Annotated in this window: 21 protein-coding genes; 7 read left to right on the forward strand and 14 right to left on the reverse strand. The window is 70.6% G+C overall.

All coding sequences use genetic code 11. From position 1 onward, the window contains the following. Positions 1-79 precede the first annotated feature (79 nt). Genes RIN75_RS36925 through RIN75_RS36960 form a run of 8 tightly spaced genes read right to left on the reverse strand, consistent with a single transcriptional unit; the run spans position 80 to position 4,965 of the window. Positions 80-2,302: an FtsK/SpoIIIE domain-containing protein gene (locus RIN75_RS36925; RefSeq protein ID WP_309116740.1), complete on the reverse strand. Its 2,223-nt coding sequence runs from the start codon at positions 2,300-2,302 to the stop codon at positions 80-82. Then, positions 2,299-2,466, reverse strand: coding sequence for a hypothetical protein (locus RIN75_RS36930; protein ID WP_309116741.1), 168 nt, complete (start codon positions 2,464-2,466; stop codon positions 2,299-2,301). Before RIN75_RS36930 ends, RIN75_RS36925 begins: the two co-directional genes overlap by 4 nt. Continuing rightward, the gene (locus RIN75_RS36935) at positions 2,463-3,383 is read right to left on the reverse strand and encodes an ABC transporter permease (RefSeq protein ID WP_309116742.1); all 921 of its coding nucleotides are present in this window, start codon (positions 3,381-3,383) and stop codon (positions 2,463-2,465) included. Before RIN75_RS36935 ends, RIN75_RS36930 begins: the two co-directional genes overlap by 4 nt. Continuing rightward, entirely contained in the window at positions 3,380-3,634 is a 255-nt protein-coding gene (locus RIN75_RS36940) for a hypothetical protein (RefSeq protein ID WP_309116743.1), read from the reverse strand. Before RIN75_RS36940 ends, RIN75_RS36935 begins: the two co-directional genes overlap by 4 nt. Next, positions 3,631-3,960 (reverse strand): hypothetical protein, encoded by a 330-nt coding sequence (locus RIN75_RS36945; RefSeq protein WP_309116744.1) that lies wholly within the window; start codon positions 3,958-3,960, stop codon positions 3,631-3,633. Before RIN75_RS36945 ends, RIN75_RS36940 begins: the two co-directional genes overlap by 4 nt. 20 nt (positions 3,961-3,980) lie before the next feature. Continuing rightward, positions 3,981-4,424 carry an RRQRL motif-containing zinc-binding protein gene (locus tag RIN75_RS36950; RefSeq protein ID WP_309116745.1) on the reverse strand — a complete coding sequence of 148 codons (444 nt, stop codon included), beginning with the start codon at positions 4,422-4,424 and terminating at the stop codon, positions 3,981-3,983. Next, the gene (locus RIN75_RS36955) at positions 4,424-4,723 is read right to left on the reverse strand and encodes a hypothetical protein (RefSeq protein WP_309116746.1); all 300 of its coding nucleotides are present in this window, start codon (positions 4,721-4,723) and stop codon (positions 4,424-4,426) included. Before RIN75_RS36955 ends, RIN75_RS36950 begins: the two co-directional genes overlap by 1 nt. Then, entirely contained in the window at positions 4,723-4,965 is a 243-nt protein-coding gene (locus RIN75_RS36960; RefSeq protein WP_309116747.1) for a hypothetical protein, read from the reverse strand. Before RIN75_RS36960 ends, RIN75_RS36955 begins: the two co-directional genes overlap by 1 nt. A 124-nt stretch (positions 4,966-5,089) precedes the next feature. Here RIN75_RS36960 and RIN75_RS36965 point away from each other — a divergent pair, with 124 nt between their 5' ends. Next, complete coding sequence (locus RIN75_RS36965; RefSeq protein ID WP_309116748.1) at positions 5,090-5,914, forward strand: GntR family transcriptional regulator; 825 nt, start codon at positions 5,090-5,092, stop codon at positions 5,912-5,914. Then, positions 5,911-6,744, forward strand: a complete 834-nt coding sequence (locus tag RIN75_RS36970) for a glycosyltransferase (protein WP_309116749.1) — start codon at positions 5,911-5,913, stop codon at positions 6,742-6,744. Before RIN75_RS36965 ends, RIN75_RS36970 begins: the two co-directional genes overlap by 4 nt. A 1,154-nt stretch (positions 6,745-7,898) precedes the next feature. Here the strand turns inward: RIN75_RS36970 and RIN75_RS36975 are convergent. Together RIN75_RS36975 and RIN75_RS36980 are read right to left on the reverse strand one after the other, a co-directional pair. After that, positions 7,899-9,326, reverse strand: coding sequence for a HAMP domain-containing sensor histidine kinase (locus RIN75_RS36975; RefSeq protein WP_309116750.1), 1,428 nt, complete (start codon positions 9,324-9,326; stop codon positions 7,899-7,901). After that, the gene (locus RIN75_RS36980) at positions 9,326-10,024 is read right to left on the reverse strand and encodes a response regulator transcription factor (RefSeq protein ID WP_309116751.1); all 699 of its coding nucleotides are present in this window, start codon (positions 10,022-10,024) and stop codon (positions 9,326-9,328) included. The genes RIN75_RS36975 and RIN75_RS36980 overlap by 1 nt, the downstream gene beginning before the upstream one ends. Positions 10,025-10,164: 140 nt before the next feature. Here RIN75_RS36980 and RIN75_RS36985 point away from each other — a divergent pair, with 140 nt between their 5' ends. The 3 genes from RIN75_RS36985 to RIN75_RS36995 are packed head-to-tail and all read left to right on the forward strand — an operon-like array spanning position 10,165 to position 12,608. Further along, on the forward strand, positions 10,165-11,493 hold the full coding sequence (locus RIN75_RS36985) for a ferredoxin reductase family protein (RefSeq protein WP_309116752.1): 1,329 nt from the start codon (positions 10,165-10,167) through the stop codon (positions 11,491-11,493). Positions 11,494-11,502: 9 nt separating this feature from the next. Further along, a complete protein-coding gene (locus RIN75_RS36990) occupies positions 11,503-11,886 on the forward strand; it encodes an FMN-binding protein (RefSeq protein WP_309116753.1) in 384 nt (127 codons plus the stop codon). A gap of 5 nt (positions 11,887-11,891) precedes the next feature. Beyond that, entirely contained in the window at positions 11,892-12,608 is a 717-nt protein-coding gene (locus RIN75_RS36995; protein WP_309116754.1) for an FAD:protein FMN transferase, read from the forward strand. On the opposite strand, the gene RIN75_RS37000 is transcribed toward RIN75_RS36995, so the two are convergent. From RIN75_RS37000 to RIN75_RS37010, 3 genes are all read right to left on the reverse strand, one after another. Continuing rightward, positions 12,548-13,273, reverse strand: coding sequence for a hypothetical protein (locus RIN75_RS37000; RefSeq protein ID WP_309116755.1), 726 nt, complete (start codon positions 13,271-13,273; stop codon positions 12,548-12,550). The two genes, RIN75_RS36995 and RIN75_RS37000, sit on opposite strands and share 61 nt — an antisense overlap. Before the next feature lie 337 nt (positions 13,274-13,610). After that, positions 13,611-14,204: a TetR/AcrR family transcriptional regulator C-terminal domain-containing protein gene (locus RIN75_RS37005; RefSeq protein WP_309116756.1), complete on the reverse strand. Its 594-nt coding sequence runs from the start codon at positions 14,202-14,204 to the stop codon at positions 13,611-13,613. A gap of 225 nt (positions 14,205-14,429) precedes the next feature. Beyond that, positions 14,430-15,485, reverse strand: a complete 1,056-nt coding sequence (locus RIN75_RS37010) for an ADP-ribosylglycohydrolase family protein (protein ID WP_309116757.1) — start codon at positions 15,483-15,485, stop codon at positions 14,430-14,432. Between the two features lie 158 nt (positions 15,486-15,643). On the opposite strand from RIN75_RS37010, the gene RIN75_RS37015 reads away from it, so the two are divergent. Further along, the gene (locus tag RIN75_RS37015) at positions 15,644-18,454 is read left to right on the forward strand and encodes a BTAD domain-containing putative transcriptional regulator (RefSeq protein WP_309116758.1); all 2,811 of its coding nucleotides are present in this window, start codon (positions 15,644-15,646) and stop codon (positions 18,452-18,454) included. A 207-nt stretch (positions 18,455-18,661) separates the two neighbouring features. Here the strand turns inward: RIN75_RS37015 and RIN75_RS37020 are convergent, their stop codons facing one another. Next, positions 18,662-19,429 (reverse strand): SGNH/GDSL hydrolase family protein, encoded by a 768-nt coding sequence (locus RIN75_RS37020; protein WP_309116759.1) that lies wholly within the window; start codon positions 19,427-19,429, stop codon positions 18,662-18,664. Between the two features lie 187 nt (positions 19,430-19,616). Between RIN75_RS37020 and RIN75_RS37025 the strand changes: the two genes are divergently transcribed. Further along, a complete protein-coding gene (locus RIN75_RS37025; RefSeq protein ID WP_309116760.1) occupies positions 19,617-20,003 on the forward strand; it encodes a hypothetical protein in 387 nt (128 codons plus the stop codon). The last annotated feature ends 24 nt before the right edge of the window (positions 20,004-20,027 follow it).

Below are 20,027 nucleotides of genomic sequence, written 5' to 3' on the forward strand. Positions count from 1 at the left end.
TTGTGTGGGGCTAGCGGGGGCGCTAGGTCTAGCGGGGTGTGGTGCTAGACCCAGCGCGCTCCGGGGCTAGGCGTTCGCCCTACCGTCCGTTACGGTCGGTGATGGCGTTGGTGATGTCGGCGCGGTTGACGCCGCGCCGGTTGGCACCGTTGCCGGTGGTCTGGTCGGTGCCCCACACCTGCACGGTGCGGATGTCGTAGGGCTTGAGCGCGGCACCGAGGCGGGTGGCCTTGTCCTTGCCGTCGCCTTCGGCCCACGGCCCGTAGACGCCGGGCCGCAGCTCGGCCAGTGCGTCCACGATGGACTCGGACCACATCTTGTCGGCGCTGCCCATGACGGCGGCGATGTCGGGCAGCAGGGTGTCCGCCGCGTCGGCGTCCACTTCGGAGTCCTGGTCGGCGGCGTAGCCGGTCAGCCGCCCGGCCGCGACCCGCAGCGCGCGGGCGCGTCCGGCGATGGCTTCGGCGTCGGGGCCGTCGATGTAGACGCTCTTGACCGTGGTCGTCTCGTCTACGACGCCCTTGAGCAGGCCGATTCCCTTGTCGGCGAAGGCGAACTGGGTGGCGCGCTCGCCGTTGCGGTAGGACGACGTGCCTAGCACCATGTCGTTGGCCATCTGCCCGGTGACCTTGAGGCAGAACCGGAACACGGCGTTGTCGCTGATCTGCGTGGGGATCGACTTCGAGTCCGGCCGCTGTGTGGCCAGGATGAGCACGATGCCGGTGGCCGGGCCGCGCTTGACGAGGTCGGTGCAGATCTCTTCGAACTCGCGGCCGTGGTCGGGGTGCTCGAACAGCACCTGGCACTCGTCCGCGCCGACGACGATGGGGTGCAGCCGCAGCGTCTTGTTCGAGGCCAACTCGGTGGTGACCTTGTTCTCCGGGCACAGGTCCTTGGGCAACTCGCGGATCACCTTGGTGCGCCGCCGCATCTCGTCCCGCAGCTCCCGCAGGACGGCCAGGACGTACTCGATGTCCTCGGGGTCGTCCCCGGCCCGGTAGCGGTGCGCCACGACGGCCAGGGGGGACAGGTCCCCGGTGCCCTTGAGGTCGAAGGCGTGCAGCTCCGCGCGCGGGTCGAGTGCGGCGATGAGCAGCAGCTTTCGCAGGGTGAACGTCTTGCCCATGCGCGGGACCGCGCCGATGATCCCGGTGATGAACATGAGGACGATCTCCACCCACCGGCCGCGCACGTCGGTGCCGAACGGCTGGGGCCGGAACAGGTCGATCGCGCCGCCGCGCCGCAGCGGCCACACCGGCTGACGGGCCTTGGACATGTCCCGGTCCCCCACCCACAGCACAAGCTGACCGGGGTGGCCGTCCGTGCGGGGTTCGGGCCACACGCACCCCAGCGGGCGGCCGAGCCCGGAGGCGAGCTTCTCCCGCCGCTCGATGACCTCGGCCGCCGTGACACCCGGCGGCAGTTCCACGTCCGCCCGCCAGCCGGGTCCGTCCCGGTGGATGGGCGCGGTGAACCCGATGGCGGACTCGCCGCGCTTGGACACCGCACTGGTGATGCCGCCGATGCCCAGCGACACCAGACCCTGCACCACGAGATCGGAGGTGAGCTTCTGGGCCTGGACCCCGACCACCGCGCGGGACGCGACCGGCTTGTCCGCCGGGGTGCCGATCCTGCCGAGAATGCCCAGCGCAACCGCGCCACAGACCCAGGTCACCCACTCCGGCGTGACGTCGTAGAAGACGAACATCAGCACCGGCCCGAGGACCAGGCCGACCGCCAGCATGATGAAGCGGGTCCGGACCCGGGCGTCGCGCTGGTGGGACAGCTTCAGGTAGTGGTCGGCGTTGCCGGACTCGGCGACGGCGCGGCGGACCGGTCGGCCCTCCGCGTCGGAGACCCACCGGCCGGTGGCCGCCATCAGCGCCCACGCTCCCTGCGGGGAGCGGACCGCCAGCCGCAGCGCGTACAGCGGCGAGCGGACCACGTGGTAGGCGGCGGTGTGGGCGTAGTGCCGCGCCACCCACCCGGCGGTCTGCCGGGCCTGGGACAGCGTCCGCAGGTAGGTCGGGATGATCGGGAGCCGGTCGGTCTCCCGGATGCGGGTCAGGAAGTCCGCGTCGTGCACGCTGCCCGGCTGGTCGACCGGCACCACCGGCCGGTCCGCCCGGTCGTCGGTCTCCTCAACGATCTCCGCGTCCAGCACGGGCGGGGCGGGCTCGACCTCCGCGCCCGGTACGGCGGTCGCGTCGGACGCGCGGTGCAGCGGGACGACGTTGTCCGGCGCGTCGGTGACGGGCGTGGCGTCGGGCGTCGTGCGGTCGACTGGCGTCGCGTTGGTCATCGGGTCACCCCCTGGTCCTCGCCGTTGTCCTCGTCGTTGTCGTCGCCCTGGTCCCAGGTGAGGGTCAGCGGGATGACGACGCTGAACTTCGGGCAGTTCGCGTAGTGCTGCGTCGCCGGGCACTCGTCGGTCAGGTCGCACACGGCGCTGTCGGGCGTGGTCATCCCCGGTTCTCCGTCCGGTCGTGGTGCAACAGGTGGGTGAGTGCCGCGCCGCAGCCGAGTACGACCACGGGGAGCACGGAGACGAACGTGGTGATCCACCACGGCGCGACGGTGACCCCGGCCGCTTCCATCAGGTGGTAGGCGACCTGTCCCAGCGCGCCCAGCACGAGCGAGCCGATCGCGGACCACCGGGCGAAGCGGCGGGCGGCGGTGGACCGGGTCGCGCCGGACAGCCACACCCGCAGCGCGTACGCGGCGTAGGCCTCAACGCCGATCGGGAGCGTGATCGCCGAGTTGATGACGAAGTCGTCGGCGATGCCGGGCAGCAGCCGCACCGGGCCGAACCCGGTCAGCTCACCCAGCCCGACCCAACCGCCCCACACCGCCACGAACGCGGGCAGCGCGAGCAGCAACAACGGCCACGACGCCACGCGGGAACGCCCAACGCGTGACGGTTCACCCGCGGCCTCCTGCCCGTCCCGTGACGCTTCCCCGCCGGCCGGGTTTCGTCCCGCCTGGCCGAAAAATGCTGCGTCCGGGGCGCTTCCGTCACCACCGTCCGCCGGGCGCTCGACCGCGTCCGGCACGGCCGGTTCGGTGGTGGTCGCGGGCGGTGTGGTGTCGGCGGGTGTGGTGTCCGCCGTGGTGGGGGCGTCGGTGGTGGCGTGGTCGGCCGGGACCGCGTGCAGCCGCCGCAAGGCGTCGTCGCTGACCTTGGCCCGCGCCGTGTAGAAGTCGGCAACCTCCTGCCGGTGCTCCGCGTTCTTGATCGCGGTCAGCACGGCCGTGGCCTTGGGCGCACCGACCTTGAACCGCTTCATGACCTGGTTGCGGGACGGCAGGTGCCCCAGCTCTGCGGCCCAGTTGCGGACCTTGGTCTCCAACGTGTCGACCGTGGTCGGGTAGGCGCTGGTCACGCGGTCACCTCCTCGGGACGCAGCCGCAGCACGGCGGCGGGTCGACGGCGGGTGGTGGTCATCAGCAGCAGCACCGCCAGCGCGGCGGCGGTCACGGCGAGCAGCGTCACGGCGTCGTTGCCGCCGTGCGCCACCAGCGCCCACACGGCACCGGCCACCAGCGCGAGCGTGACCACGGCCTTCCACAGCAGCACGGCCAGCACGAGCGCCAGGGCGACGCCCAGCACGGCCAGCAACACGAGCGTGTTCATCGCTCCACCGCCACGGGGCCGGTGGGGCGGAACCCGGACGGCCAGGGCGCGTTCTCGATCGCGGCGTCCAGGCTGCGGCAGTACTCCCGCGCCGCCTGGTATGCCTCCTGGGTGTCCGGCTCGATGTCGTAGGCGAAGCCGGTCTCGTCGCACCGCGCGGAGAACTCGACCTCACCGCCGGTCTGCACCGGGGTGGTGTCCACACCGGACGAACCGGAACCCGGCTCGCACGCGGTCAACACCAGTACCACGGCCAGGAACACGGACGCGGCGACCAGCGGCGTCCACCGGATGAGGGTTTGGTGTTGGGGGGTCCTGTAGGACATGCTTCAGCTCTCCTGACCCGTCACCACGTGACGGAGTTGGGGTGGACCGGACCGGTGGTCAGTTCTTGGCGGGACGCAGCCGCCGGTCCGGGCAAGGTCACTTCGTGCTGTTCCTGGCTGAGCCGACGCGCCCGCCGGGCGCAATTGGCCTTGTCCAGCGCCGCCCACTTGGCGGGGGTCATCGGGCGCACCGGCACGGCGGTGTCGCGGCGGTACAACTCGCAGATCTCGACCCGGCGGTACGGGCGGCGGTGGCGGAACCGCAGCAGCGCCACGGGGTCCGCGCCGCCGGGCCGTAAGCCCAACGCGCGCAACTGGCGGCGGGTGGCCAACTCCGGCGGCACCGCGCCCGGACGGCCCCGGAACCCGAACACCGGCAACCCGCTGTCGAACCCCCGGCAGAACACCGCCCGACCGGACCCCGGCAACACCACCGTGTCGAAGCTGTCGCGCGGGCGGGCCATCACGCCGCCGTCCCGGCCGCGTCGGACAACGCCACCTTCGCCGCGAAACGCTCCAACTCCCGCGCCTCGGCGCGGTGCACCTGCTCCGCGTCGTACAGCGCGGACCACACGATGCCGCCGATGTCACCGACCGCCGCGTCCCGGGCCTCCCGGTACAGGTCCGCCATCGCGACGTGAGCCGCCACCACGTCCGCGAAGTACGCGGCGCGGTCGTCGCTCACGCCGCGCCTGACCACGTCCGCCAGCCGCTGTTCCACCACGCGGAAACGCGCCGAAAAGCTCCGCAACGTCCGCGCCATCACGCCGCCTCCGTCCCGACCGAGCCGGACGACAAGCCGTGCACCCGCAGCACCCGCACGGTCCCGCCCAACTGGCGCTCCACGACCCGGCGGTCCCGCCGCGTCCGGGCCGAACCGTCCAACAACGCCGACGTCGCGGGCGGCAGCTCCGCCAACTCGTCCGCCACCTGCGCCAACAGCGCGTCAATCACGTCCTCCGTCAGCCCGTCCGGGCTGAACTGCTGTTCGTCGTCGGGGACCACGTCACGCCTCCTTCGTATGTTTGCGGGTTTGCCCTCAAACCCGCAAACCGGAAGCTACACACGTCGACAGTCGTTGCGCAAGAGGTTTGCGCGCAAACCGGCAAAGATGCACTACAGTGGCGGTATGGACCCCCAGCGGACTGCCGCGCATCAGCCGATCGCGCTTCGGATCGCCGATGACCTCCGAATCAAGATCGAGAAGGGTGACCTGCGGTCGGGTGACTCGCTGCCCACGCTGCACGACCTAGCCCGCGACTACACGTGCTCGATCACGACCGCGCGCACAGCGATCGCTCTGCTCAAGGGTCAAGGGCTAGTCGTCGGCGGCCGTGGCAAAGCGCCGACAGTGCGACCGCGACCGAAGCGAGTCGAGCGAAGCTCCCTGCGGCACCAGGTAGAGAAGGATCTCGTACGAAAGTCCGAGAAGGCGCGGCGTGAGCATGGGCTCGCTGAGGATGACATGGGAGCGCCGCTCGATGACTTCGAGTTTGAAGCGAAGTATTCCTTCGTGGCGGCAGACGCGGACCTGGCGGACGCGTTCAAAGTCCAAGAGGGCACGTCTCTTTTGCGGCGAGAATACACGCACAGGGTTCGGCGAACAGGCGTGCTTGCAGCTAAGTCCGTCTCTTGGCTGCCTGGTGACATCATCAGCCCCAACCCGGCTATCTCGGACCCTGCCAATGCTCGCTGGCCGGGCGGCACCATGCATCAGTTGTACACGGTTGGCGTCGAAATCGACCGCGTTGTAGACCATGTCACGGCGGCAATGCCCACTACGGTGGAAGTGCAAGCCTGGGATCTACCGGACGGCACACCTATGCTATGGGTCCGCCGCATTTCGATAGACATTAACGATCGCGTTGTCGAAGTCACCGATGCGCAGTACCCGGCCGATCGCACTATGCTGACCTTTCACACCATGCTGACCCGATGGGATGCGACCGCATGAACCGCCGGATCTCAATCATTACCGCCGCATATGCTCCGCTGTCCGACTACTTCGCCGAGACGATCGCGAGCGTGCAGGCTCAAGAGCTACCAGCCGGATGGGAGTTGGAGTGGCTGGTTCAAGAGGATGGTGAGATTCCAACACTGGCCGCGCGGGTCGCGGATATCGAGTGCGTAAACTACGCATCTAATGATGCGCATACTGGAATCGCCGCTACCCGGAATCTCGCGCTCACTCGCGCAACGGGTGACATTGTGCAAGTGCTCGACCATGATGACGTACTACTACCGGGCGCACTGCTGCGGCTCTTGCCGATTTTTGACGACAGTTCGGTTCATTGGGTAGTGGGACAGGCTGATGACTACTTGCCAGATGGGTCACGCCGGACTTACGAATCGGCGCTGCCGTACGGGAAGGTCATGGCTGGCGTAGTCAACAACTGGGCGATTGAGCACGGTGGCAACTGGCCAATCCATTGCGCCGGACTACTTATGAGGACCCAGCTTGTGCGGGCATTTGGCGGGTGGGGCGGAACACCGGTCGACGACGATATCGTGATGTTCAGCGCACTTTCCGAGTGTGTCGACGGGTACAATGCCCCAGATACAACATGGCTGTACCGAATCCATGACCGGCAAACCCATAAAAGCGCACAATGGCGTGAACGAAGCAGCGACGGCCGTCGAATCGCACTACAGCGCGTTCAAGCCCTCCGCACTGTCGGACTCAGGGCCACTGGTGACCTCACGATTGGCGCACCTCGTGAGCCAATGCAGGTTGGCCGGGCCGCGAAAGACGACGCGGACGGTCGTGCATGGTGGAAGTCGTGAAGCAGTTCGGCGCAACCACGAGCGGCTTGGAGGTCCGATGAATCCGGCGCTATGGATCAGGACGGCTGGAAGCGCGGGTGCCTGGGTTCGCGCGGATCACGTTGAAGCAATCGAACTCGAACATCAGCGCAACCTAGAACAATGGGCGGTATCGGCAACTCTTGTGAGCGGCACCACGCATCTTATTACGGTAACCAAAACCGAAGAGTCAGCTCACAGGCTGGCCTCTCAACTGATCGGTCGTGTTGGGAGTTCGGACGTCGTAGCCGGTGTCTTGCGCATCGTTGGGGACGAAGTCGTACTCGGCTCGGTTCACGACACCGATGAGTCCTAGTTCGACGGTCCGCGCGGGCTAGATTTGCGCCGCTTAGTGCTGCGGGCGGTGGGAGTGCTGTCCCACCTGTCCCACCTGTCTCGGCATAGCTGCTGACCTGGCCTTATTCAGTGGGACAGTGTCGCTGGGTGCTGTCCCACCTGTCCCCTATGGGCTGTAACAGGAGGGGTGACGGAAGCGCCCTGGACGCAGCGCCCCCACCACTCGGGTAGGACGAAACCCAGCCGGCGGGGAAGCGCCACCAAGCGGGGCAGGAGGCCGCAGGGGAACCCGTCACGTTGTAGCCCTGATGGCGACGTGGTGCGGGGCTCATTCGCTCGTTGACGGCCCAACAGATTCGCCTGGTCGAACGGGCCACTCACCCGAGACCTTGAGGGACAGAGCGGCACTCAGCGCCCGCTGAGTCGCCTGGAGAGGCACTGTCGCGCACGGGGTGGGGTGATGGGTAGGGCTGCCCAGCGCGGCCTAATTGAGCCCCCTGCTGTTACAGCCCTCTTGCCGCAGGTCACGGGGAGCGGGAAGGGTCTCACTTTGGGGCTCAGTCCCGGTTCGTTCCGTTGTGTTCGGGTAGCTACCTGAACCGGCCTGACCAGCGCGTTGAACGCTGCTGAACGGACCCGAACAGTGTGTCTTAGAACTTGTAAGCGAAAGGTTAGGGGTTCAAGTCCCCTCACCGGCTCCGTGTTGGACGGCCGCGACGGGCGTCGCGGCAGGCACGGCCGCCTGGAAGTCGGCTCGTCGCGCCGCGTTTCGCTCCGATCAAAAGCGTGATCGGAGCGAAAGGCGACGCGACAAGCCGACGCGGCCTCGCGGGTGGGGGTCACCAGCCCCGCCTCGGAATCCTGATCGTGAACGTCGTCGAGCCCGGGCGGCTGTCCACAGTGATCGTTCCTCCGTGCGCCGCGACCAGCGAATGCACCACCGCCAACCCCAGTCCGCTGCCGCCGCTGCCCCGTGTCCGAGAGTTGTCCACGCGGTAGAAGCGGTCGAAGATCCGGGGCTGGTCCTCCGCCGGGATACCCGGTCCCGTGTCGCTCACCCTGATCACCGCGAACTCGCCCTCCACACCCACCGACAGCGACACCGCCGTCCCCGCCGGCGTGTGAGTGGCCGCGTTGGTCAGCAGGTTGTCGATGACCTGGCGCAGGCGCATCGGGTCGAAGCGCATGGGCAGCGACTCGGGAGCGGAGACCGTCAGCGGGTGGTTGGGGTGTGCGGCTTGGCAGGCGTCGGCGGAGGCTTGGGCCAACACAGCCAGGTCGTCGTCCTCCAGGCGGATCGGGGTTTCGGCCTCGGCCGAGTCGAGGCGGGCCAGGAGGAGCAGGTCGTCCAGGAGAACGCTCATGCGCGCCGCTTCCGAGCGCAGCTTCTCCAGGTGGGCCTCGCGTTCGGCAGGGGCGTTGGCGGCCGCGTAGCGGAACAGGTCCGCGTAGCCCCGGATCGACGTGAGAGGGGTGCGCAGCTCGTGGGACGCATCCGCCACGAAACGGCGTAGGCGCTGCTCGGCGGCGGTGCGGGCGGCGAGGGACGTGTCGATGTGCTCCAGCATCCGGTTGAACGCCGTCCGCAGCTCCTCGACCTCGACGCCCCCGTTGCCGCCCTCCACCCGCACCGGCAGCCGGGCCGAGTCGGTCAGGTCGTGGGACGTGATGTCGCGCGCCGTCTTGGCCATGTCGCTGAGCGGTTGCAGGCCCCGGCGCAGCACGGCCCGGCCGGCCACCACCAGCGCGACCAGCGCCAGCAGGAACGTGGCCACCTCCACCAGCACCAGCTGCCGGACCGTGGTGGTGATGTCGTTCATCGGCGCGGCGCTGACCAGCACCTGGCCGTCGCCCAACGGGCAGCCGCGCAGGCGGTACGTCCCGTAGCCCTTGAGGTATTCGGTGCGGAAGACCGGCTCGGAGCCCGTGGTCGCCGCCGCCACCTCCGCCAGCTTGCCCGGGTCCGCCGGCAGCTCGGGGTTCGGCTGCACGGACGGCGGTTCCAACGTGGCCGTGCCGTTCTCGACCCGGTACACCGCCGCGAACCAGCCGTAGACGTTCTTGGTCAGCTTGCCCGTCCGGTGGATCTCCTTCTCCAGGTCCTGCTGCGACCGCCCCACCTGCTCGTCGAGCTTCTGCGCCAGGTAGTTCTCCATGCGCCCCGCCATCACCGTGCCGACCACGGCGAACACGACCAGCGCCAACGCGCCCAGCCCGAGCGCGAGCCGGGTGCCCAGCGCCAACCTGCGGTAACCGGTGAAGCGCATCAGTCGGGCGCCTTGCGCAGCACGTACCCGACGCCGCGCACGGTGTGGATCAGCGGCTCCCGTCCCACGTCCAGCTTGCGCCGCAGGTGCGAGATGACCAGCTCGACCACGTTCGACCGGCCGCCGAAGTCGTACTCCCACACGTGGTCGAGGATCTGGGCCTTGGTCAGCACGGCCGGCGACCGGCGCATCAGGTACCGCAGCAGCTCGTACTCGGTGGGCGTGAGCGTCACCAGCTTCCCGTCCCGCCGCACCTCGCGGGTGTCCTCGTCCATCGCCAGGTCCGCCACCTTCAGCACCGAACGCTTCCACTGCGGCCCGGTGCTGCGCCGCAGCACGGCCCGCAGCCGCGCCATCAGCTCCTCCACCGAGAACGGCTTCACCAGGTAGTCGTCGCCGCCCCGGGTCAGGCCCGCGACGCGGTCCGCCGTCCCGTCGCGCGCGGTGAGGAACACGACCGGGACCATCGCGCCGGACGCCCGCAGCCGGTCCAGCACGGTGAACCCGTCCAGGTCGGGCAGCATCAGGTCGAGCACCACGATGTCCGGGTGGAACTCGGCGGCCGTCGACAGCGCGGCCTCGCCGCTGCCCGCCGTCCGCGCCTGCCACCCCTCGTACCGGGCGACGGTCGCGACCAGGTCGGCGATGTGCGGCTCGTCGTCCACGACGAGCAGTCGAACCGCGTTGCCCTTGTCCACGTGCTCATGGTGCGTCACCGCCGCGCGCCGGGCGAACCACCGCGCGGATCGACAGGAAGCCGACAGGTCGGCGACAGGACCGGCACAGCTTCCACCAGCAGGCTCGATGAGGTCGTCCACGCCGAACAGGAGAGCCGCCCGTGACAACCGTCCAGCTCCAGGCGCCGGCCGTGCGCCCGAAGGTGGTGGCCCGCACCGGCCTGCACGCCGTGCTGGCCGCGAACGTGGTCGTGGTCGCCGCGCTGTTCGCCGAGTCGGGCGCGTCGGCCAACGCCCTGGTCCTCCTCGGCCGCCTGACCGGCCTGTACGGGGCGCTGCTGATGGCGTTCCAACTGCTGCTGGTGGCCCGCCTGCCGTGGCTGGACCGCCGGCTGGGCATGGACCGGCTCACGTCGTGGCACCGCTGGGTCGGGTTCTCGCTGCTGTGGCTGCTGGTGGCGCACGCCGTGTTCATCACCCTCGGGTACGCGCAGCCGGCGTCCCTGCCGCCGGTGGACGAGTTCGTGTCGCTGGCGACCACTGTGGACGGTGTGCTGCGGGCGATCGTGGCGCTGCTGGTGATCATGGTGGTGGGCGGGGTGTCGGCGCGGTGGGCGCGGCGGCGGATGGCGTACGAGACCTGGCACTTCATCCACCTGTACACCTACATCGCGGTGGTCCTGGCGTTCTCGCACCAGATCGGCACCGGCACGACGTTCACCGCGTCGCCCGCCGCCACCGCCTACTGGTGGGGCCTGTGGGGCTTCGCGCTGGGCTCGGTCGTCGTCGGACGGCTCGTGCTGCCGCTGTGGCGCAACCTCCGGCACCGGCTGCGCGTCGCGGCCGTCGTGCCCGAGTCGCCGGACGTGGTGTCGATCTACATCACCGGCCGCCACCTGGACCGGCTGCCCGCGCGGGCCGGCCAGTTCTTCCTGTGGCGCTTCCTCACCCGCGACCGCTGGTGGCAGGCCAACCCGTTCTCGCTGTCCGCCGCGCCGGACGGCAGGCACCTGCGGCTGACCGCGAAGGCGCTGGGGCCGGGCAGCGCTTCGCTGCGGGCGCTGAAGCCGGGGACGCGGGTGTTCGCCGAGGGTCCCTACGGGGCGTTCACCACGATGCACCGGACGCGGCCGAACACGTTGCTGATCGCGGGCGGGGTCGGGATCACGCCGATCCGGGCGCTGCTGGAGGAGTTGCGCGGGCACGTCGTGGTGCTCTACCGGGTCAGCCGGCCGCGGGACGCCGTGCTGCTGCACGAGATGCGCGGCTTGGCGCAGGCGCGGGGAGCGGTGCTGCACGTGGTGACCGGGCCGTCCGACGGTGCGCCGTTGGGTCCGCAGGCCTTGGCGCACGCCGTGCCGGACATCCGCGACCGGGACGTGTTCGTGTGCGGTCCGCCGGGGATGACCGGGGCCGTGCTCCAGAGCTTGCGGGACTTGGGCGTGCCGAAGCGGCAGGTCCACGCCGAGCGCTTCAGCCTGGCGAGTTGAGGGGGAGTAGTGAAGAGAGCTGTTCCTGTTCTGCTGCTGACCGTCGCCGGCCTGGTCCCGTTGTGGCGCTTCGAGGCCACTCCGGAGACCGTGGCGGTCGATGTGCCTTCGCCTTCGGGGACGCCTTCGGGCTCTGCGGAGACCGTGTCCGGGTCGCTGGTGCGCACCAGCCACGGTGACGTGCAGGTGCAGGTGACCTTCGAGGGCGACCGCATCACCGCCGTGACGATGCTCAAGCAGCCGGGCAGCGCGCCCACCCGGCGGGCCGTGCCCTTGCTGATCGAGGGGACGTTGACCGCGCAGAGCGCCGACGTCGACACGGTCTCGGGCGCGACGACGACGAGCGAGGCCTACGTGACCTCGCTCCAGGCCGCGATCGATGCGAAGGACTGAGGCAGGTGCGACGCGTCGAGCACGTCATGGGCCTGCCGGTGTCCGTGCGGGTGGAGGGTTTGGCGGACGAGGATGCCGTCGACAGGGCGTTCGCGTGGTTGCGCGAGGTGGACGAGCGGTTCAGCCCGTTCAAGCCCGACAGCGAGGTGTCCCGGCTGGGCTCGGGTGAACTCGACCCGACCGGGGTCAGCCCGGATCTGGCGCACGTGCTGGAGCTGTGCGAGCACTACCGGCTGGCGACCGGGGGCGCGTTCGACGTGCGGCTGCCCGGTCGCGGGCTGGACCCGTGCGCGGTGGTCAAGGGGTGGGCCGTGCAGCGGGCGGCGGACCTGCTGGTGGCCGGGGGTGCGACCCGGTTCGTGGTGAACGCGGGCGGGGACGTGGTCGTCGGCGGGACTTGGCGGGTGGGGGTGCGGCACCCGCTGGCGGCCGACCGGCTGTGCGCGGTGCTGGAGGTGACGTCCGGCGCGGTCGCGACCTCGGGCAGGTACGAGCGCGGCGACCACATCCTCGACGGCCGCACGGGTGAGCCGGTGACGGACCTGCTGAGCCTGACGGTGTTCGCCCCGACCTTGACGGTGGCCGACGCGACCGCGACCGCCGCGTTCGCCCTGGGTTTGGACGGCATCCCGTGGGCCGCCGCGCAGGAGGGGTGCGAGGTCTACGCCGTGGACGCTTCTTCGCGGGTGTACCGGACTCCGGGGATGCCCGTGGCCGCCTGACGCGCTCGCGGACTCGCGAAGACCGGCTCCGGCCCGTGCCACTCACCCAACGCCCGAAGCGTCCGGAACCGCATGGCCCGCAACACTTCCCTGAACCGCAGGCCGTCGTCCGGCGGGAAGGCGAGTGCGGCCTCCTCCAGCCGCCCGAGGTTCGCCAACACCGCCGCCCGGTGCCCGTCGAGTTCGGCCTGGTCGATCCACCAAGCCCAGTGCGGTGCTCTCGGGTCGTCCTCAAGCACGTCCCGCGCCCGATCCAACGCCCCCAACGCCGCACGTTCCAGCCCCATCCGCGAGTACACCCGCGCCTCCCGCAACGCAAACATCGCTCGCACTTTCGTGGATGTGGTTCGCTCCACCCCTCGCGCCGCAAGCGCAAGCGCCTCTCGGAGCTTGTTCACCCGCGTCCGCTGAAAAGTACTGTTCAGCAAAGTAAGTATTTCAACGTCGTGAAAATTCGACTGCCGCGAAAGGTGCAGGGCGAGGAGGTTGTGGGCGTGTGCCTCGGCTTGGCGTTCTTCCTCGAAGAGGATCCAGCCGGTGACTTCGGCTAGTTCGGCCAGGGCGGCCAGGTCGTCGCGGGGGGCTTGGCGGACGGCTTGGACGGCCAGGTCGCCGAGGTTGGTGGTGTCGGCACGGCCGTCGAGGTCGATCAACAGCGCGGTCATCGCGCGCACGCCCACCGGCACGGCTACCTGCCCAACCGGGACGGCCGAATCCCGGCTCGCCGGACCGTGGCCGGTCGGATCACGGCCGGCTGGACCACGGCCGGCCGGACTATGGCCGGCCGGACTATGGCTGGCTGGTGCTGGGCGGGCTGGTGCCCGGTTGGGCGGCGCCGGACTGGCTGGTGCCGGGCCGGCTGACGTGCGGTTGGGTGGTGCGCGGCGGGGCGGTGGTCCCTGGGGCGGAGGCTGGCCGACTCGGGTGGGTGCAGCAGCAGCCGTGGGCGTGGGCGTCGGGCGAGGTGTGCCTGGGCCGTCTTGGTCTCGTCCGCGGGCACGGTCAGCTGCCGAACCTGGAAAGCCGGAGCCCGGACAGCAGCAACCGCAGGCCGTGTTCGAAGCGTTCGTCCGCGTCCTTGGTCAACTCCACCCAAGCGTGCGCGGCAAGGGGAAACCGCGCGGCATCCGGCTCCCCAGGCCCTGTGGACTGCTCCTCCACCGTGAAGCCCTGCACGTACGAGTAGACGGCGGCGATCCCCCGCCCCGCGTCCCGGACCGAGAACCCCGCGTCGCACAGCGTCCGCATGGCCAACTCCAACGGCCGGCCCGACGCATGGGACAGGCACGTGCCGGAGAGGACGTGGGCGCCGTCGCGGTAGGTCAGCATCGCGGTGCGGAGGCGGTGGGCGCAGTCGGCGGTCCAGTCCACCCACGACTCGCCCCGGCGCGGGGCCTCCACGTCGTCCAGGGCGTCGTGGAAGATCGCGGCGGCCATTCCGTCCAACAGCTCAGCCTTGTTCTTCACGTGCCAGTAGAGCGCGGGGGCCTGGACGTCCAGTTCGTCGGCCAGGCGGCGCAGGGTCAGGCCCTCCAAGCCGACGTCGTTGAGCAACGCCAGTGCCGCGCGCACGATCGCGTCCCGTCCCAGACCCACGGGAACGATGTTGCCCTGCTCCTTCACGTCGTTAAGGAGGTGGGCCGGGTGTGATTGCGCGCACGCGCTCTGCTACCGTCTCCGGCACGGGTTTTCCCTTCTCCGTGCAGGTCAGCCGGGTTTCGCGCTCGGGGCGTGCCCCGGCGTTCGATCACGCGGAGGGCCGGTCTCGGTCGCGCGCATTCGGGAGCACGCGGCCGAGATCGGTGGAACGTGGACCCGGTCTCAGAGGTAGCGGGAGTGGTCGAACTCCGCGCCGACGACCGAGTGGCCCAGGTCGGTTCCCAAACGGGTCAGCAAGTCCACCAACTCCAAGCCGGCCAGCCAATCGCGGGGCAGGGCCTCGGTGCCGTGCAGGGCGCCCAGGATGTTGCCGGTCAACGCCGCCGTCGCGTCGCTGCCGCCCGAGTGGTTGGCCGCCGCCCGCAGCGCGTCCACGAACTCCGACCGCCGCGGGTACACCAGCACCGTGTGCACGGCGATCGCCAGCGCCTCCGGACCCGTCCACCCGCTGCCCAAGCGGTCCACCCGCACCGAATCGAAGCCCAGCGCCCGGTGCTCGTCGGCGAACAGCACGGCCCGGTTCAGGGTGTTCGCCGTGTACGGGTCGTCGCGCAGCACCCGGCCGATGACCTGGTCCACCGCCTCCCGCAACGGCCGCGCCTTCACCGCCAGCAGGTGGATCAGCAGCGCGAACGCACCACCCGCCACCCATCCGCCGGTACCGCCGTGGGTCAGCGCGGCGAACCGGCAGCCCAGGTCGTAGGCGATCTCCGCGGTCGGCGCGAAGCCCGCCGGCGCGGTCCGGGTCACGCCGTTGCAGCCGGAGGACTCGTTGTGCGGCTCCTCGGGCGTTGGCGGGCTGTCGGCGGCCAGGGCGCGCAGGCACGTCAGGCCCGGTGACCGGCTGGAGTACAGCCGTTCGTCGCCCACCAGGCCGGTCGCACCCAGCTCCGGCGCGGCCACCTGCTGGGTGGTCAGCCAGCGCCGGTAGCTCTGCCACACCATCTCCACCGGCTCCCACTCGCCCGTGGTGTGCCCGCGCACCCACGCCCGCAGGTAGCCGTCCGCGGTGAACAGCGTGAGCTGGGTGTCGTCGGTCACCAGGGCGGGACGCGGCGGTTCCAGAACACCCTCGGGGCCGTGGTCTCGTTGGATGTCGGTCCACCCCAGGTACTGGACGGGCGCGCCCAGCGCATCACCCAGGGCGCCGCCCAGCAGGCAGGCGGCGCCACGGTCGACCACGCTCATCGGCTCGCGCGGCAACTTGCCCTCCTGCACCTGCGTCGTCCGGGGTCAAAACCCTAGCCGCCGCGGGGTCGTCCGGTCATGGGAGCGACGACTAGTTGAGCAAACAACATCTACTGACAGGTATCCAACACGCCGTCCGGCGCACCTGATGTGAGTGACTGGGCAGTAGCGACAGGCGGGGGAGGGGCATGGCTGACCGGAGCAGGAGCGGGCTGGAGTTCGGTGTCCTCGGACCCTTGCAGGTGCTCGCGGACGGCCGACAGCTCGTCATCGGCCGCAAGGGCATGCGGGGGCTGCTCGCGATGCTGGTGCTGGAGGCCAACCGGGTCGTCCCCATCGACGAGATCGTGGACTGCCTGTGGGACGACGAACCGCCCGCCACGGCCCGGACCATCGTGCACGGGTACGTGTCCCGGCTGCGGCGCATGCTGGAGCAGGCCGACCCGGCCGGGTCCGCGCGCATCCTGACCACCCCGCCGGGCTACCAGCTCGCGGTCGACCCGTGGCGGCTGGACTTCCACCGGGCGCGCCGCCTGGTGGCCGGGGCGCGGGGCAAGCCGGCGGCGATCCGGGCGCAGCTGCTGCGCGAGTCGCTGGGGCTGTGGCGGGGGCCGGTGCTGGCGGACGTGCCGGGCGAGCCGATCACCACCGACCTGGAAGAGCTTCGGCTTGCCGCACTGGAAGAGCGCATCGAGGCGGAGCTGGAGCTGGGCCGGCACGTGGAGCTGGTCGGCGAGCTGCGCCAGCTGGTGGGCGAGTTCCCGTTCCGGGAGCGGTTCGTCGGGCAGATCATGCGGGCGCTGTACCGGTCGGGGCAGCGGGCCGACGCGCTGGAGGCCTACCAGCGCTTCCACCGGCGGGTCGTGGACGAGCTGGGCATCGACCCCGGCCCCGAGCTGCGGGTGCTGCACGAGCAGGTGCTGCGGGACGACCCGGCGCTGCGGGCCGGCGGTCTCGCCGAGCCGGCGACGCTGCCGCCCCGGCCCGGTGTCGTGGTGCCCGCGCAGCTGCCCGCGGCGGCGAGCGGGTTCATCGGGCGTGACGAGGAACTGGCGTGGCTGGACCGGCTCTGCGACGGCCGCGACCCGGGCGCCACGACCGTCGCGGTGGTCAACGGGGCGCCCGGCATCGGCAAGAGCGAGCTGGCCGTGACGTGGGGGCACCGGCGCGCCGAGCAGTTCCCGGACGGGCTGCTGTTCGCCCCGTTGAACGGCTTCGCGCCGGACCGGGAACCCGTCGCGCCCGCCGAGGTGCTCGGGCGGTTCCTGCTGGCCCTGGGCGTGCCCGCGGACGGCGTGCCGCGCGACCTGGACGACCGGGTGGGGCTCTACCGGTCGGTGCTGGCGAAGCGCCGGGTGCTGGTGGTGCTGGACGACGCGTGGGACCCGGAGCAGGTGCGGCTCCTGCTGCCGCCCGGCGCGGGGTCGGTGGTGCTGGTGACGTCCCGGCGGCGGCTGGAGTCGCTGGTGGTGTCCAACGGGGCGCGGATGCTCACGCTGGACACGCTGTCCGAGGACGAGTCGGTGCGGCTGGTTGACGAGGTCGTCGGCAAGCCGTTGTCCGAACAGGAGCCGATGGCCGTGCGGATGCTCGTGGAGCTGTGCGGCAACCTGCCGCTGGCGCTGCGGATCGCCGCCGCCAAGCTGGTGTTCAGTCCGGAGTGGACGGTCGAGTCGCTGGTGGCCCAGCTGTCCGACGACGACGTCCGGCTGCGGGCGTTGGACCTCGCGGACACCGGCGTGGGCGTGGCGCGGGCGCTCGCGGTGTCCTACCGCAACCTGCCGCCCGAACTGGCGGAGACGTTTCGCGCCGCGGGCCTGGTCCCGGGCCGCTGGGTCAGCCCGCACGCCATCGCCGCGCTCTGCCGCACGGACCTGGGCACCGCGGCGGCGCGATTAGCCGACCTCGCGGACGCCCACCTGCTGGTCGAGCAGTGGCGCGGCGGCTTCGTCCTGCACGACCTGGTCCGCCTGTACGCCCGGGAGGTCCTGGGCGAGCAGGACGCCGAGCGCCGCACGGCCGCGTTGCGCCGGCTGATGGACCACTACCTGGCCGCCTGCGACCACGCCCGCCGGCTGATCCGCCCCTCCGGCGACGGCCTGGACCTGGCCGCGGTCGACCTGACCGCGCCGCGCCCGGCCACCGCGGCGCAGGCCCTGTCCTGGTACGACAAGGAGTGGCCCAACCTCATCGCCCTCGTCCACGCGGGCGCGGAAGCCGGCCTGCACCAACAGGTCTGGCAACTGGTCCGGCTGGTGCACACCTACTGCGTGGCCCGGGTGGTCAGCCGCGACTGGCAGGGCATCGCGGAGTTCGGCCTCGCGGCGGCCCGCGTGAGCGGCGACCGGCGCGGCGAGATGCTGGTCCTGCACGCCATGTACAAGATCAACTCCCGGACCGGCTCGATCCGCGGCACCCTGCCCGACGCCGAACGCGCCCACCGCATCGCCGTGGAGCTGGGCGAGCCCAGGTACCTGGTGATGACCCTGGACCAGCTGGCCAGCGCGCTGTCCGCCGAAGGCCGCCTGGAGGAGGCCCTGGCGTACTACCGCGAGGCCGTCGAACTGGCCAGACGCGACGGCGACGCGCTGGGCGAGGCCACCGTCCTGAACAACCTGGCCCAGGTGGAACAACGCCTGGGGCAGCTGGAAACCGCCGCCCAGCACCAGTTCCAGGCGATGGAGGTGCACCACCGCAACGGCGACGAGCGCGCGTACGTCCTGGCCGTGAACAACCTGGCCGAGATGTACACCGAGCTGGGCCTGCTCGCCGAGGCGGAGGAGCACGCGCGGCAGGGCGTCGAGCTGGCCAGGGGCGGCTCGATGCAGTTCGAGGAGGCGTTCGGCCGCCAGGTGCTCGGCGAGGTGCTGGCCAAGCGCGGTGAACGCGTGGCGGCCCAAGCGGAGCTGGCCGAATCCCTCCGCTTGTTCGAACGCCTCGGCGCCCCGCGGGCGATGTTGGTCCGAACGGCCCTTGAAGCCTTGACCACCGAGGTTTAGCGGGTGTTTAGCTCGCGAATGGGAAGTCGTGGGAACTTGGACACGCGCGCTGATCAACGCACAAGCGGATGAGCGCGCACGGGTGGCTCTTGGAGGGGGATGCCAGGGGGGAAGCCACCCGAACCGCTGCCCGGGCCGGCATTCGGGGGAGAGTGCCGGCCCGGGCAGCCTGTTTTCCAGGGTGGTTGTCCGCCTTTCGAACCCCGGTCAGTCGGAGCAGACCGGGAGGAGTTCGGGGCGCTTTGGTGCGACACCGTCGCCCATCGATTCCCCGCGCAATTGGCGTCCGATCCAAGGCACGACGTGCTCCCGCGCCCACTTCAGGTCATGCCGCCGCTGCGTCATCCAGTCCTCGTCCTCCAGCGGCGGCCACGGCGTGCTCCAGTCCTCCGCCTGCTTGAACCCCAGCACCTCCGCCGCCCGCAGAGCCACCCGCCGATGCCCTTCCGTCGACAGGTGGAGTCGGTCCTCGCTCCACGCGCGACGGTCGTGCAGGACGGTCATCGACCACAGGTCCACCACCCGGCAGTGGTACCGCTCGGCGACCGACCACAGGTGGCTGTTGTAGATCGCGATCTTCCCGCGCAGCGAGCGCAGGAACGGCGTGTGCTTCGGGTCGAAACCGGTGAAGATCAGGACTTCGGCGCCGGCCGCGCGCAGGTCCGCCACGGCGATCTCGTAGACCTCGGCCAACGCGTCCGGGTCGGAACCCGGCACCAGGATGTCGTTGCCGCCGCCGCAGAACGTCGCCAGCTTCGGTTTCAGCGACACCGCCAGCGGGATCTGCTCGTCCACGATCTCCTGGAGCATCTTGCCGCGCACCGCGAAGTTCGCGTACCGCAAGCCCGGTCGCGCCAGCGACAGCAAGGCCGCCAGGCGGTCTGCCCAGCCCAGGTAAGTGCCGTTCGGACCGGGGTCGTCCATTCCCTCCGTGAAGCTGTCCCCCAACGCGACGAAACTGTCCAGCCCTTCCACGCGCGCCCCTCCCTCGTCACAGCCGCGCGGCACCCCCGTGACCCGCGCGCGCCCAACAGGATGCCTCCGCACCTCCGACCTACGCCACCGTCGGTTGGCCCGGGAGACGCCCGGAGATCACTCGATGGTGGGACTCGGTGTCGCCAATGGGCGTTTCGTCACGTCCGTGGGCCTACCCTTGCCGACCGTGCCGCGTCCGCCCCTCCCGCTGGTCTCGTTCGGCGCACTGGCCGTGCTGGCCGGCGTCGTGACCGCTGTCGCCCTCACCCGGGCCGACCCCGAACCGCCGCGCGAGCAGCGCGTGGGCACCTCGCCGGTGCCCACCCAGCGCGCCGGCGGGGACGGGCCGCCGATGGACTTCCAGGGCGTCGAAGTCCCCGTCACCACGACCACCCGCCGAACGGTCGCCACGACGACGACTACGGTCGGAACACAGCCGACTGCAACGGAGATCACGTCCACGACGACGACCACCCGGAGGCCGTCCGTCACCGTCCCCGAACTCACCGTCAGCGTGCCGGTGAGCACGTCCCGGACCGAACTGACGATCCCCACCACGGTGTCGGGCGCGTAGGGGTCCCGCTGCCAGGAGGCGCCG

It is taken from the genome of Saccharothrix sp. (genome assembly GCF_031180885.1).
Classification (GTDB): Bacteria; Actinomycetota; Actinomycetes; order Mycobacteriales; family Pseudonocardiaceae; genus Actinosynnema.

Bases quoted from the DNA above. Each gene is read 5' to 3' on its own strand.
- RIN75_RS36925 (WP_309116740.1), bottom strand. From the start codon at position 2,302: ATGACCAACGCGACGCCAGTCGACCGCACGACGCCCGACGCCACGCCC.
- RIN75_RS36930 (WP_309116741.1), bottom strand. From the start codon at position 2,466: ATGACCACGCCCGACAGCGCCGTGTGCGACCTGACCGACGAGTGCCCG.
- RIN75_RS36940 (WP_309116743.1), bottom strand. From the start codon at position 3,634: ATGAACACGCTCGTGTTGCTGGCCGTGCTGGGCGTCGCCCTGGCGCTC.
- RIN75_RS36945 (WP_309116744.1), bottom strand. From the start codon at position 3,960: ATGTCCTACAGGACCCCCCAACACCAAACCCTCATCCGGTGGACGCCG.
- RIN75_RS36950 (WP_309116745.1), bottom strand. From the start codon at position 4,424: ATGGCCCGCCCGCGCGACAGCTTCGACACGGTGGTGTTGCCGGGGTCC.
- RIN75_RS36955 (WP_309116746.1), bottom strand. From the start codon at position 4,723: ATGGCGCGGACGTTGCGGAGCTTTTCGGCGCGTTTCCGCGTGGTGGAA.
- RIN75_RS36965 (WP_309116748.1), top strand. From the start codon at position 5,090: ATGGACCCCCAGCGGACTGCCGCGCATCAGCCGATCGCGCTTCGGATC.
- RIN75_RS36970 (WP_309116749.1), top strand. From the start codon at position 5,911: ATGAACCGCCGGATCTCAATCATTACCGCCGCATATGCTCCGCTGTCC.
- RIN75_RS36975 (WP_309116750.1), bottom strand. From the start codon at position 9,326: ATGCGCTTCACCGGTTACCGCAGGTTGGCGCTGGGCACCCGGCTCGCG.
- RIN75_RS37000 (WP_309116755.1), bottom strand. From the start codon at position 13,273: ATGACCGCGCTGTTGATCGACCTCGACGGCCGTGCCGACACCACCAAC.
- RIN75_RS37015 (WP_309116758.1), top strand. From the start codon at position 15,644: ATGGCTGACCGGAGCAGGAGCGGGCTGGAGTTCGGTGTCCTCGGACCC.